Annotated in this window: 11 protein-coding genes and 1 tRNA gene; 1 reads left to right on the top strand and 11 read right to left on the bottom strand. The window is 69.3% G+C overall.

Translation table 11 applies throughout. The annotated features are described in order from the left end of the window. Positions 1-29: 29 nt before the first annotated feature. The 11 genes from rpoB to QWJ13_RS11755 form a co-directional block, all read right to left on the bottom strand. A complete protein-coding gene (gene rpoB / locus QWJ13_RS11805; protein WP_316523481.1) occupies positions 30-3,506 on the bottom strand; it encodes a DNA-directed RNA polymerase subunit beta in 3,477 nt (1,158 codons plus the stop codon). A gap of 710 nt (positions 3,507-4,216) precedes the next feature. After that, a complete protein-coding gene (gene rplL / locus QWJ13_RS11800) occupies positions 4,217-4,600 on the bottom strand; it encodes a 50S ribosomal protein L7/L12 (RefSeq protein ID WP_316523480.1) in 384 nt (127 codons plus the stop codon). Between the two features lie 91 nt (positions 4,601-4,691). Further along, positions 4,692-5,255 carry a 50S ribosomal protein L10 gene (gene rplJ / locus QWJ13_RS11795; protein ID WP_316523479.1) on the bottom strand — a complete coding sequence of 188 codons (564 nt, stop codon included), beginning with the start codon at positions 5,253-5,255 and terminating at the stop codon, positions 4,692-4,694. A 354-nt stretch (positions 5,256-5,609) separates the two neighbouring features. Then, positions 5,610-6,476, bottom strand: coding sequence for an SCO4651 family lipoprotein (locus QWJ13_RS11790; RefSeq protein WP_316523478.1), 867 nt, complete (start codon positions 6,474-6,476; stop codon positions 5,610-5,612). Positions 6,477-6,594: 118 nt separating this feature from the next. Beyond that, complete coding sequence (locus QWJ13_RS11785) at positions 6,595-7,506, bottom strand: SCO4651 family lipoprotein (RefSeq protein WP_316523477.1); 912 nt, start codon at positions 7,504-7,506, stop codon at positions 6,595-6,597. Positions 7,507-7,627: 121 nt separating this feature from the next. Beyond that, positions 7,628-8,410 (bottom strand): hypothetical protein, encoded by a 783-nt coding sequence (locus tag QWJ13_RS11780; RefSeq protein WP_316523476.1) that lies wholly within the window; start codon positions 8,408-8,410, stop codon positions 7,628-7,630. Between the two features lie 171 nt (positions 8,411-8,581). Beyond that, the gene (rplA, locus tag QWJ13_RS11775) at positions 8,582-9,304 is read right to left on the bottom strand and encodes a 50S ribosomal protein L1 (RefSeq protein WP_316523475.1); all 723 of its coding nucleotides are present in this window, start codon (positions 9,302-9,304) and stop codon (positions 8,582-8,584) included. 78 nt (positions 9,305-9,382) lie between these two features. Further along, on the bottom strand, positions 9,383-9,817 hold the full coding sequence (rplK, locus tag QWJ13_RS11770) for a 50S ribosomal protein L11 (RefSeq protein ID WP_030232334.1): 435 nt from the start codon (positions 9,815-9,817) through the stop codon (positions 9,383-9,385). Positions 9,818-9,982: 165 nt separating this feature from the next. After that, a complete protein-coding gene (gene nusG, locus QWJ13_RS11765; protein ID WP_316523474.1) occupies positions 9,983-10,858 on the bottom strand; it encodes a transcription termination/antitermination protein NusG in 876 nt (291 codons plus the stop codon). 206 nt (positions 10,859-11,064) lie between these two features. Continuing rightward, positions 11,065-11,388 carry a preprotein translocase subunit SecE gene (secE, locus tag QWJ13_RS11760; RefSeq protein WP_316523473.1) on the bottom strand — a complete coding sequence of 108 codons (324 nt, stop codon included), beginning with the start codon at positions 11,386-11,388 and terminating at the stop codon, positions 11,065-11,067. Between the two features lie 147 nt (positions 11,389-11,535). Beyond that, positions 11,536-11,608 (bottom strand) — tRNA-Trp (locus QWJ13_RS11755). Positions 11,609-11,890: 282 nt separating this feature from the next. Here QWJ13_RS11755 and QWJ13_RS11750 point away from each other — a divergent pair. Then, a complete protein-coding gene (locus tag QWJ13_RS11750) occupies positions 11,891-13,138 on the top strand; it encodes a pyridoxal phosphate-dependent aminotransferase (protein WP_316523472.1) in 1,248 nt (415 codons plus the stop codon). Positions 13,139-13,253 lie beyond the last annotated feature (115 nt).

The following is a 13,253-nucleotide window of genomic DNA, read 5'->3' as shown; positions in this document are numbered from 1 at the left end:
GGCCGCCGCGGCGGCCGGCCCAACCTCCGTCAGACCTCTTCGACGCTGCTCGGCTCGCGCCGGGACAGGTCGATGCCGAGCTCCTCGGCGGCGCGGAACACGTCCTCGTCGGAGTCCCGCATCTCGATGGACTGGCCGTCCGAGGACAGCACCTCCACGTTGAGGCAGAGCGACTGCATTTCCTTGATGAGGACCTTGAAGGACTCGGGAATGCCGGGCTCGGGGATGTTCTCGCCCTTGACGATGGCCTCGTAGACCTTGACTCGGCCGAGGACGTCGTCGGACTTGATGGTGAGGAGCTCCTGGAGCGCGTAGGCAGCGCCGTACGCCTCAAGGGCCCACACCTCCATCTCACCGAAGCGCTGACCACCGAACTGCGCCTTACCACCGAGCGGCTGCTGGGTGATCATCGAGTACGGACCGGTCGAACGGGCGTGCAGCTTGTCGTCGACCAGGTGGTGCAGCTTGAGGATGTACATGTAGCCGACCGAGACCGGCATCGGGAACGGCTCGCCGGAGCGGCCGTCGAACAGCCGGGCCTTGCCGGTGGAGTTCACCAGGCGCTCACCGTCACGGGTGAGGGTGGTGTTGTCCAGCAGACCGGTGATCTCGTCCTCGCGGGCGCCGTCGAAGACCGGGGTGGCGAGGTTGGTGCCGCCCTGGACGGTGTCGGCGCCGATCGCCTGGAGGCGCTGGGCCCACTCGTCGGCGAGGCCGGAGACGTCCCAGCCCTGCTTGGCGAGCCACCCGAGGTGGATCTCCAGGACCTGTCCCGGGTTCATTCGGGACGGGACACCCAGCGGGTTGAGGATGATGTCGACCGGGGTGCCGTCCTCCAGGAACGGCATGTCCTCGACCGGCAGGATCTTGGAGATGACGCCCTTGTTGCCGTGACGGCCGGCGAGCTTGTCACCGTTGGTGATCTTGCGCTTCTGGGCCACGTAGACGCGGACCAGCTGGTTGACACCCGGGGGAAGCTCGTCGCCCTCTTCGCGGTCGAAGACGCGGACGCCGATGACCTTGCCGGACTCACCGTGCGGCACCTTCAGCGAGGTGTCGCGGACCTCACGCGCCTTCTCACCGAAGATCGCGCGGAGCAGGCGCTCCTCGGGGGTCAGCTCGGTCTCACCCTTCGGGGTGACCTTGCCGACCAGGATGTCGCCGGTGACGACATCGGCGCCGATGCGGATGATGCCGCGCTCGTCGAGGTCCGCCAGGACCTCCTCGGAGACGTTCGGGATGTCCCGGGTGATCTCCTCGGGGCCGAGCTTGGTGTCACGGGCGTCGACCTCGTGCTCCTCGATGTGGATCGAGGAGAGGACGTCGTCCTGCACGAGGCGCTGCGACAGGATGATCGCGTCCTCGTAGTTGTGACCCTCCCACGACATGAACGCCACGAGCAGGTTCTTGCCGAGGGCCATCTCGCCCTCGTCGGTGCACGGGCCGTCGGCCAGCACCTGGCCGGCCTCGACCCGGGCGCCCTCGTCCACGAGCACCTTCTGGTTGAAGGCGGTGCCCTGGTTGGAGCGGGTGAACTTGGCGGCGCGGTACGTGGTGTAGGTCGCGTCGTCGTTGGCCACGGTGACGTAGTCGGCCGAGACCTCCTGGACCACACCGGGCTTCTCGGCGGTGATCACGTCGGCGGCGTCGACGGCACAGCGGTACTCCATGCCGGTACCGACCAGCGGAGCCTCGCTCTTCAGCAGCGGCACCGCCTGGCGCATCATGTTCGAGCCCATGAGCGCGCGGTTGGCGTCGTCGTGCTCAAGGAACGGGATCATGGCGGTCGCGACCGACACCATCTGGCGCGGCGAGACGTCCATGTAGTCGATCTCGGTGCCCGGGATGTAGTCGATCTCGCCGCCACGGCGGCGGACCAGGACACGCGGCTCGGCGAAGTGCAGGTCCGCGGTCAGCGGCGCGTTCGCCTGGGCGATGACGTAGCGGTCCTCCTCGTCGGCGGTCAGGTAGTCGACCTTCTCGGTGACCACACCGTCGACGACCTTGCGGTACGGCGTCTCGATGAAGCCGAACGCGTTGACCCGGCCGTACGAGGCCAGCGAGCCGATCAGACCGATGTTCGGGCCTTCGGGGGTCTCGATGGGGCACATGCGGCCGTAGTGCGAGGGGTGCACGTCTCGGACCTCGAAGCCGGCCCGCTCACGGGACAGACCACCGGGGCCGAGGGCGGACAGACGGCGCTTGTGGGTCAGGCCCGACAGCGGGTTCGTCTGGTCCATGAACTGCGACAGCTGGCTGGTGCCGAAGAACTCCTTGATGGAGGCGACGACCGGCCGGATGTTGATCAGGGTCTGCGGCGTGATCGCCTCGACGTCCTGGGTGGTCATGCGCTCGCGCACGACGCGCTCCATACGGGCGAGACCCGTACGGACCTGGTTCTGGATGAGCTCGCCGACGTTGCGCAGGCGGCGGTTGCCGAAGTGGTCGATGTCGTCGACCTCGACCACGATGTCGCGGCCCTCGCCGTCACGCCACTCGGTCTCGCCCGCGTGCAGCTTCACCAGGTACTTGATCGCACCGATGATGTCGGGCTCGGTGAGCACGCCGGAGTCCAGCGACTCGGCGTTGCCCAGCTTGCGGTTGACCTTGTAGCGGCCGACCTTCGCGAGGTCGTAGCGCTTCGGGTTGAAGTACAGGTTCTCCAGCAGCGTCTGCGCGGCCTCGCGCGTCGGCGGCTCGCCCGGACGCAGCTTGCGGTAGATGTCCAGCAGCGCGTCGTCCTGGCCCTGGGTGTGGTCCTTCTCCAGGGTGTTGCGCATGGACTCGTACTCGCCGAACTCTTCGAGAATCATCTCGTTGGTCCAGCCGAGGGCCTTGAGCAGCACGGTGACGGACTGCTTGCGCTTGCGGTCGATGCGGACGCCGACCATGTCGCGCTTGTCGATCTCCATCTCCAGCCAGGCACCACGCGAGGGGATGACCTTGCAGGAGTAGATGTCCTTGTCGGACACCTTGTCCAGGGTGGAGTCGAAGTACACACCCGGGGAGCGGACCAGCTGCGACACGACGACACGCTCGGTGCCGTTGATCACGAACGTGCCCTTGTGGGTCATGAGCGGGAAGTCGCCCATGAAGACCGTCTGAGACTTGATCTCACCGGTCTCGTTGTTGGTGAACTCGGCCGTGACGAAGAGCGGGGCGGCGAACGTGAAGTCGCGGTCCTTGCACTCGTCAATGGAGTTCTTCGGCGGCTCGAAACGGTGGTCGCGGAAGGTCAGCGACATCGACCCACTGAAGTCCTCGATCGGCGAGATCTCCTCGAAGATCTCCTCCAGACCGGACTTGGTGGGGACGTCCAGACCAGACTCCAGCGCCTGCTCGACCCGGGTCTTCCAGGCCGCGTTGCCGAGCAGCCAGTCAAAGCTCTCGGTCTGCAGGGCCAGGAGGTTCGGGACCTCGAGGGGCTCCTTGATCTTCGCGAAGGAGACGCGGAGCGGGGCGGTGGATGCGGCGGAATTGTTCGAGGCGTTGCGCGGCGCGGCCAAGAGGGGGGTCCTTCCGAGGGCTCGGAGCTCACTACGCGCGTACCAGCCGGGCCTGCTTGGGCTTGGTCCCGCCTCCCTCGCCACTGGCCTCTGCCGGGGTCGAAACCCGAGGTCAGAGCCGCTTTGCGGAGGCGATGCCAGACCCCTTCAGGGCAACGCAAACTCCGGGCGACGAGTCACGGAGCAGCTAACAGGCAGCGCAAAGGGACAGTGTAGCCAAAGGCGACACTGCTGTCCAGCTCTGATTCGGAGACCGAATCGGAGACTCCTCCCGGTAGCCGACGGGCGCGGACGCCCGCCGGGTACTGCTCTAACTCACGTGGAGTCATTTCCCGCCGGTGCCACTGGTTATGCATCCAGCGGCGAACCAACCGGGCGGACTCGCGCCTTGAGAATCGCGCGCCGCGCCAGGTTCGTCAAGGGCCCGCCGACGGCGCGGGCCTCGACCGGTCTATCGATCCGGACCCCCTCGGCGTTACAGAAACCGTGGTGGGGCCGCCCTCGACGACGTTGATCACCATACCTCCCGGCACCGACGGCGCCGAGTGCCCTGTCGGCCACACCGGCGGGCCCTACCGGCCGGTCGGGGGAACAGGGCCCGGCACGGCCCGGACGGGGCCCGACCGGGGCCTGGAAACGCGAAAAAGCCGGGCCGATCACCCGCAAGGGTGATCGGCCCGGCTTCAGGCTCTCTCAGAGAGAGCGAGAAGTCACTTGACGGTGACCTTGGCGCCGGCACCCTCAAGGGCGGCCTTGGCCTTCTCGGCAACGTCCTTGGCAACCTTCTCCAGGACCTTGGCACCAGCGGTGTCAACGAGGTCCTTGGCCTCCTTCAGGCCGAGGGAGGTCAGGGTGCGCACCTCCTTGATGACCTGGATCTTCTTGTCGCCAGCGGCCTCGAGGATGACGTCGAACTCGTCCTGCTCCTCGACGGCCTCAGCGGCGGCACCGGGAACGCCGGCGGCGGCAACGGCGACCGGGGCGGCGGCGGTGACGTCGAACTTCTCCTCGAAGGCCTTCACGAAGGCGGCCAGCTCGATGAGGGTGAGCTCCTCGAACTGCGCGAGCAGCTCGTCCTGGGACAGCTTCGCCATGATGGCGTCCTTCCACTAAATCGGCAGGTTGGTGCCGGATGTACGGGTGGGGCGGGCGTACGGGCCCGCAGCGAGGCCGGAGCCTGCCGAATTACTCGGCGGCAGCGTCCTCGGCGGCGGGAGCCGGCGTACCGGCACCGCCCTGCTCGACCTTGTCGCGCAGCGCGTCCACAGTGCGGACGAGCTTCGACGGCAGGGCCTGGAAGAGCGCGGCAGCCTGGGACTGCTTGGCCTTCAGGGCACCCGCCAGCTTGGCGAGCAGCACCTCGCGGGACTCAAGGTCCGCGAGCTTCTTGATCTCGTCGGCGGACAGCGCCTTGCCATCAAGGACACCGCCCTTGATGACGAGAGCGGGGTTCTCCTTGGCGAAGTCACGCAGAGCCTTCGCCGACTCCACCGGGTCACCGGTGACGAAGGCAACAGCCGTCGGACCGTTGAACAGGTCGTCGAGCTCCGTGATCCCGACCTCATTGGCCGCGATCTTGGTCAGCGTGTTCTTCACCACGGCGTACTCGGCGTTGTCGCCGAGCGAGCGACGCAGGGTCTTGACCTGCTTCACCGAGAGACCGCGGTACTCGGTCAGCAGCGCCGCGGAGGAGCCACGGAACTTGTCCGTGATCTCGGCAACGGCAGCAGCCTTGTCGGGCCTGGCCATAGGCTTACGCCTCCTTCCGTGATGTCGAAGTCGGGCCGACCGCGAAAGTCGACCTAGGTCGCCGTGGACCGACCGGACGGAAGGAAAGCTCTTGCGGAAATGCAACGAGCCCCGGTGCGCAGGGGCACGGGGCTCGGAACGACCTCGACGGGCGGCCACGCGAACGCGGTACCCGGAAGTCGAAGCTCCAGACACACCTGCGCGGGCTGCCTGCGACGAAGCGCAGATCCTTCGGCCGCCGGATCCCTGACGGGCTCGCGGCGACAACCAGCGGTCTTTGGCTTCCGCCACAGTAGCGGGAGCCGGCCGCAAGGTGCAAATCGCCCCCGGATCGCGGCTCGGCGTGCTCCCGGCTCAGCGGGCCGGCGGGGAGACCGTCCGGACGCCGGTGTCCACGGTGTCGCTCTCGGCCGGTGCCTGGGCCGAGAGCAGCGCCCCGGCGAAGTCGGTGTAGAGCACCGAGTCGTCCGCCCTGCCGCTGTCCCCGCTGCCGGTGCGCTGGAGCCGGACCAGCTGGTCCTTGTCGTTGAGCCAGAGGTCCAGGGTGAGCGAGGCCGAGCCGCCGGGCGCGAGAGCGGCCCGCAGGCCGTCCCGGCGGGACTGGCTCAGCTGGGTCTGGGCGGCCGCGTACTTCTCGGCGGTGGTGGCGACCCGGTAGTGCTCGACGGTGGAGTCCTCGTACTTCTCCTCGCCGACGAACTCCGGGTCCGTTCCCTCGGCGGTGGCCGCGGTCAGCGCCTCGACCGGGTTCAGCAGGTCGATCAGCCCGGCGTACGGGATCTCCTTGCGGCCGTCCGGGTCCGGCGGGACGGTGAAGCGCTCCCAGTGCTTGCCGCCGTGCCGGGCCGCGGTGGCGGCGTCCCCGCCCTGGTAGGCGATGGTGTCCACGACGATCAGCTGTTCGGCGTCGGCCGGGGTGGAGCGCTTGATCTGGAGCGCGGTCTTGGGCTGCCAGAACAGCGGGCCGGATCCGGCGTCGGCGCCGAGCCGGTAGCTGACCTTGGCCCGGCGGGCGGTCTGCATGGTCAGCTGCGCGGAGAGCAGCACCCCGTGGGGCGAGCGGTCGGTGGGCTTGGCCTGGGCGCTCGGGGAGGCGCTGGTCGGGCTCGGGCTGCCGGTCGGCACGGCGGTGCTCTCCCCGCTCCCGCCGCCGCACCCGCTCAGCGCGCCCGCCAGCAGGACGACGACGGCCGCTGCCACCCATCGCTGCCGTCCCGCCATCGCTGCCCCTCTCGCCCGGCCCCGTCCGCCGGCGGCCCCTCGTCCGGCCACCATGCCACCCGTCCCCGACCGGCCCGAGGGCGGCCCCCTCGGGACGGTACGGATCCACCGGGACGGATCAGTCGGTGGCGCCGGCCTTCTGGAGGTCGGCGAGGGTGGTGAAGTCCTTGGGGGCGGTGGCGTTCACCGGGGTGCCGTAGTCCGAGTAGGTGACCGTGATGTCCATCGTCCCGGCCTTGGCCTCGGCCTGCTCGCGCCGCTTGACCACGAGCTGGTCGGCGTCGACCCAGACGTCGATCTTGTCGCTGGTGATGCCGGCCGCCGTCAGCTTCTGCTTGAGCTTGTCGACCTGCTCCTGGCTCATGCCCTGGCTGGTGGCCTTGGCCACGTCGTCGGCGCTGAGCACGCCGCTGTAGTGGGTGGTGGCCTTGCCGTTCACCGTCTCCGGGCCGACCTCGGTGATCTTGCCGCCGGCGATCAGCGTCCGGACGCCCTGCACCGGGTCCGCGCTCTGGAGCTGGTCGCTCGAACCGCCGGACGCCTTGGCCATGTCGGCCTTGCTGTAGCGCACCCACTCCGGGCCGCCGCCCGCCACGGCCTTCCCGCCCAGGTGCATGAACATCGCGTCCTTGGTGTACAGGTAGCGCACGTTCGGCCCGCCGGTCACCGGCTCCAGGAGCTTGGCCATCGGGGAGCCGGACAGGTCCATGGTGAGGTCGGCCTCCAGGCCGTCGGCCCAGGACGCCACGCCCTTGCCCGTCATGCTCACCTGACCGACCTTGATCAGCTCTTCGACCTTCGCCGACTTGGCGGCGCTGGTCTTCTGGGTGACCTGCTCCAGGTAGACCGCCGGGCTGACCTTCTCCGGCTTGGCGCCACCGGTCGGTGCGGCCGAGGCCGTCGAGCCGGTGGCCGCCGTGGTCGGGGCGGCCGAGTCGGCCTTCTTCTCGTCGTTGTTGTTGCAAGCGGTCGCGGTCAGCGCCAGAGCGGCGAGGACGACGGCGACGGCGGTCTTGCGGGTTCCAGCCATGATTCCCCCTAGAGAACCGAACCCCCGATGGAAGAGCAGATCGTCAGCTCTTCTCATCTTCTTCTCACGCGGACTCTAACGGATCGTCGGATCCCCCACGCACCGGATATCCCCTCCCCCGTCAGCCGCCGGCGGTGGGCGTCGCGTCCGCCGCGCCGGGCGCCGAGACATCCGTCGTGGTCACCGTGGTTCCGGCGCTCCCCGTGACCGTCTCGCGCAGCCGCAGCAGCTGCATGCCCGGCCCCACCCAGAGGTCGTAGCCGATCGCCGTCACCCCGTGCTGCCGGTACCAGTCCAGCGTGGCGGCGCGCTGCCGCGAGCTCAACTCGTCGCCCTTGCCGAACAGTTCGGCCACCGGCGCCGAGCCCCGGTAGTGCGCCGCGGTCACCCCGGCCAGCTGCTCGCCGCCGAGCGAGACGAGTTTGACGCCCTGTGCGATCCCGTACGCCCGGCCGCCCGGGCTGCTGATCAGCGTGGTCATCCAGCCGCCCGCGAAGCCGGCCGGGCCGGTACCGGCCCTGGGGTCGGCCGACTCGGCGGTGCTCCGCTCCGCGTGCTTGGCCGCGCCGCCCTGGTACGCGAGGTCGAGCGCGCCGTCCTTCAGGGTCAGCCGTCCGCTGCCCGACTCGTCGGTGACGGTCAGCGCGGCCTCGTCCGCGTCGCCCCAGACCAGTGAGCCGCTCGCGGTGCGCCGGCCGGCCGGGCCCTCCTGGACCACGTCGATCCGGGCACCGCCGGCGTCGTCCAGCGCCTGCGCGGCCGTGAGCACCACCTGTCTGGGCGGCACCGGCGCGGGCCCCCCGGGGGTGGCGGTGGTCGGAGCGGCCAGCAGGCTGCACCCGGTGGTGGTGGCGAGCAGCAGCGCGGCTGCCACGAGAACGGTGGGGCGAGGGGCGGGTGGCACGGCACACTCCGGCGGTCACAGGTGCTCCACGTGGTCTGACCGGCAGAGCGTACGACGCCCCGGCCGACCGTTCCCATCCGCCGGTGTCCCGATCCGGGAACGACGGCGGGCCCGCACCCCCGGTGAAGGGGGTACGGGCCCGTCGTACGGACTGCTCTAGAGCGCTGGGGCTCAGACCGCGGCCGGGTCCTCCTCGACGAGGAGGTTGCGGGTGCGGTTCGGGTCCACCTGGATGCCGGGGCCCATGGTGGTCGAGAACGCGGTCTTCTTGATGTAGCGGCCCTTGGCGGCGGACGGCTTGGCGCGGAGCACCTCGTCCAGCGCGGCGGCGTAGTTCTCGACCAGCTGCTCGTCGGTGAAGGAGGCCTTACCGATGATGAAGTGCAGGTTCGAGTGCTTGTCGACGCGGAACTCGATCTTGCCGCCCTTGATGTCGTTGACAGCCTTGGCGACATCCGGGGTCACGGTGCCGGTCTTCGGGTTCGGCATCAGACCACGGGGACCGAGCACGCGGCCGAGGCGGCCGACCTTGCCCATGAGGTCCGGGGTGGCGACGACGGCGTCGAAGTCCAGCTTGCCCTTCGCGACCTCGTCGATCAGCTCGTCGGCACCGACGATGTCGGCGCCCGCAGCACGCGCGGCCTCGGCACGCTCGCCGGTCGCGAAGACCAGGACCCGAGCGGTCTTACCGGTGCCGTGCGGGAGGATCACGGTGCTGCGGACCATCTGGTCGGCCTTGCGCGGGTCGACGCCCAGACGCATGGCGACCTCAACGGTGCCGTCGAACTTGGTGGTGCTGGTCGCCTTGGCGAGGCGGACGGCCTCGAGGGGGGCGTAAAGGCGCTCGCGGTCGACCTTGGCGTCCGCGGCCTTAAGGGCCTTGCTGCGCGTCATGGCTGCTCCTGAATGGTGAATGGAGTTGTGGTGTCACGGGCCTGCGCGGGCCCTACCACAAGGGGACGAGAGGGGTTCTCAGCCCTCGACGGTGATGCCCATCGACCGGGCGGTGCCGGCGATGATCTTCTCCGCCGCGTCCAGGTCGTTGGCGTTCAGGTCGGGCATCTTGGTGGTGGCGATGTCGCGGACCTGGGCGCTGGTGAGCTTGGCGACCTTGGTCTTGTGCGGCTCGCTGGAGCCCTTCTCGATACCGGCAGCCTTCAGGATGAGGCGCGCGGCCGGCGGCGTCTTCGTGATGAAGGTGAAGGAACGGTCCTCGTAGACCGTGATCTCCACCGGCACGATCATGCCGCGCTGCGACTCGGTCGCAGCGTTGTAGGCCTTGCAGAACTCCATGATGTTGACGCCGTGCTGACCCAGCGCGGGGCCGACCGGCGGCGCCGGGTTGGCCGCACCGGCGTTGATCTGGAGCTTGATAAGCCCCGTGACCTTCTTCTTCTTGGGAGGCATGTCTCTCCGGGTCCTTCCGAGAGGTGATTGCTGATGCGTGCGGAACCGGGGCGACACCCGGCCGCCAGCACACACATCGGACCAGGCTAACGCGTCTGCGCCGCTGGACCAAAACGGATTCGGGGCAGGGCCCTCGGCCCCGCCCCGAATCCGAAGTCTGTACGACTAGTTCTTCTGGATCTGGTCGAAGGAGAGCTCGACCGGGGTCTCCCGGCCGAAGATCTCGACCAGGCCCTTGACCTTCTTCGAGTCCGGGTTGATCTCGTTGATGGTCGCCTGGAGGGTCGCGAACGGGCCGTCGGTGACGGTGACCGAGTCGCCGACCTCGAAGTCCAGCACCTGGATCTCGCTCGGCTTGACCGGCGAGGGCTTGCCGGCCTCCTTGGCCGCCTGGCGCTCGACGTCCGGGGCGAGCATCTTGACGACCTCGTCCAGGGTCAGCGGGTACGGGTCGTAGGCGTTGCCGACGAAGCCGGTGACACCCGGGGTGTTGCGCACGACGCCCCAGGACTCGGGGGTGAGGTCCATGCGCACCAGGACGTAGCCGGGGAGCTTGTTCTGGCGGATGGTCTTGCGGTCGCCGTTCTTGATCTGGACGACCTCCTCCTGCGGCACCTCGGCCTGGAAGATGTACTCCTCGACGTTCAGCGAGACGGCGCGCTGCTCCAGGTTCTGCTTCACCCGGTTCTCGTAGCCGGCGTAGGTGTGGATCACGTACCACTCGCCCGGCATGAAGCGCAGGTCCTCGCGGAACTTGGCGACCGGGTCGACCTCGACGGCCTCCTCCTCGGCGGCCTCCTCCTCGACCTCGACCTCGCCCTCGGCCTCGACCTCGCCCTCCACGTGCAGCGCGGCCTCCTCGGCGGGCTCGCCGGCCTCGGCCTCGTCGAACGCCTCGACCTCGTCCTCGTCGCTGTCCGCGGCGTCGACGATCTGCTCGGCGGACTCGACGTCGTCAGCCAGCTCGGCCGCGTCCAGCTCGGCGGCGACATCCGCCTCGCGGACGGTCTCGTCGGCGTCGTACAGGGGGGACTCAGACACGGTGGCTGCTTCTTTCCTGGAGATGGTGAAGGTGGCGCGCTCCGCGACCGGCCCGGCGTGCGGCCGCTCGCGCGGGCGCCAGGTGAGGTCTCGGAGACTTCAACAGTACCGAGTCCACGGTAGCCGCGCGTACGTCCGGCGCCGACAGCTCGACCCGGGCCGAAGAATCGGCCCGGGTCGGGAGGCTGTTGCGAAGGGGGCGGCCGTCAGCCGAAGACCAGGAGGCTCAGCTTGGAGAAGCCGTAGTCCAGCCCGGCCACGAAGGCCATCACGACCACGACGAACGTGACCACGACGGCGGTGTAGTTGGTGAGTTCGCCGCGCGACGGCCAGACGACCTTGCGCAGTTCCGCGATGATCTGGCGGTAGAACAGACCGATCCGCGCGAACAGGCCCTTCTTGGCCCGCTTGCCGGACTTCTTGTTCCCGCGCTTGCCCGACGCCTCGGCCGACGTGGTCTCCGCAGCGCTGTCGGCACCCTCGGGGTTGCCGCTCTCAGGCGTTGCGGTGGAGCCCGTGGTCTCCGTCACTCGTCCTCACCTGAATCCGGGTCCTGCCGGACTTCGCCGCGCACCCGGTGGGGCACGACCGGCCGGCTAGCGGTGCTGGTCGGTGCCATCTCCGCATCAAGCCCGCTCACTCCTGTGGAGCGAACGGGCTGAAAACGGATCTAGCAGCAGGGCAAGAGGGACTCGAACCCCCAACCGCCGGTTTTGGAGACCGGTGCTCTACCAATTGAGCTATTGCCCTACGGCGCCTCGCGGCTCCGGTGGCGACCAACCTACCGCATCTCCCCCCGCTGTCTGCACAGGCGGTGAAAGCTCCGGTATCTCGGCGGGCCGTCGAGCAGTGAGTGTACGTGGTCGAGGGGCGTTTGGTCGAACCTCTTCTGCAGGACCGGCCGGTCAGCCGTCGGATGGCCGATCCGGCGGGGCCTCCCCCGAGGGTCGCCGGGGATCGCGATGCGGACGGGGGCGTACGGATGCCGATACACCGATGCCCGGTCCGTCCTGGTTCTGGGACGATGCAGGCATGAGCGCTTCCACCCCTCAGCCCGACCAGTCCATCCGCCCCGCCGACCGCCGGGTCTCCGCCCGGATCGGCGCGATCGCCGAGTCCGCGACCCTCGCCGTGGACGCCAAGGCCAAGGCCCTCAAGGCCGCCGGCCGCCCGGTCATCGGCTTCGGCGCCGGTGAGCCCGACTTCCCGACCCCGGACTACATCGTCGAGGCGGCCGTCGAGGCCTGCCGCGACCCGAAGAACCACCGCTACACCCCGGCGGGTGGCCTGCCCGAGCTGAAGGCCGCGATCGCCGCCAAGACGCTGCGCGACTCCGGCTACGAGGTGGACGCCTCCCAGGTGCTGGTCACCAACGGCGGCAAGCAGGCGATCTACGAGGCCTTCGCGGCGATCCTGGACCCGGGCGACGAGGTCATCATCCCGGCCCCGTACTGGACCACCTACCCGGAGTCGGTCCAGCTGGCCGGCGGTGTCCCGGTCGAGGTCGTCGCCGACGAGACCACCGGCTACAAGGTCTCGGTCGAGCAGCTGGAGGCCGCCCGCACCGAGAACACCAAGGTCGTGCTGTTCGTCTCGCCGTCCAACCCGACCGGCGCGGTGTACACCGAGGCCGAGGCCGAGGCGATCGGCCGCTGGGCGCTGGAGCACGGCCTGTGGGTGCTCACCGACGAGATCTACGAGCACCTGGTGTACGGCGACGCGAGCTTCACCTCGCTGCCGGCCCTGCTGCCCGAGCTGGCCGACAAGTGCGTCGTGGTCAACGGTGTCGCCAAGACCTACGCGATGACCGGCTGGCGGGTGGGCTGGGTGATCGGCCCCAAGGACGTCATCAAGGCCGCGACCAACCTCCAGTCGCACGCCACCTCGAACGTCTCCAACGTCGCCCAGCGCGCCGCCCTGGCCGCCGTGGCCGGCGACCTGGACGCGGTGGCCGAGATGCGCGAGGCCTTCGACCGCCGCCGCAAGACCATCGTGCGGATGCTCAACGAGATCGAGGGCGTGTTCTGCCCCGAGCCCGAGGGCGCCTTCTACGCCTACCCGTCGGTCAAGGGCCTGCTGGGCAAGCAGATCCGCGGCCGTCGTCCGCAGACCTCCGGCGAGCTGGCCGCCCTGATCCTGGACGAGGCCGAGGTCGCGGTCGTCCCGGGCGAGGCCTTCGGCACCCCGGGCTACCTGCGCCTGTCGTACGCGCTCGGCGACGCCGACCTGGTCGAGGGCGTCAGCCGGGTGCAGAAGCTGCTCGGCGAGGCCCGCGACTGACCCCGGTCGGCTGACCCTCGTCGGCTGACCTCGGCGTCAACCTGACATTCGGGATTCACCCGACACGCCGCCTCCTTTCACCCCTTCAGGGGATGGAAAGGAGGCGGTTCCCGTT

The organism is Kitasatospora brasiliensis (genome assembly GCF_032654805.1).
GTDB classification, from domain to species: domain Bacteria; phylum Actinomycetota; class Actinomycetes; order Streptomycetales; family Streptomycetaceae; genus Kitasatospora; species Kitasatospora brasiliensis.
The sequence above is the reverse complement of the archived record's forward strand: the minus strand, read 5'-3'. Positions and strand labels throughout refer to the sequence as shown.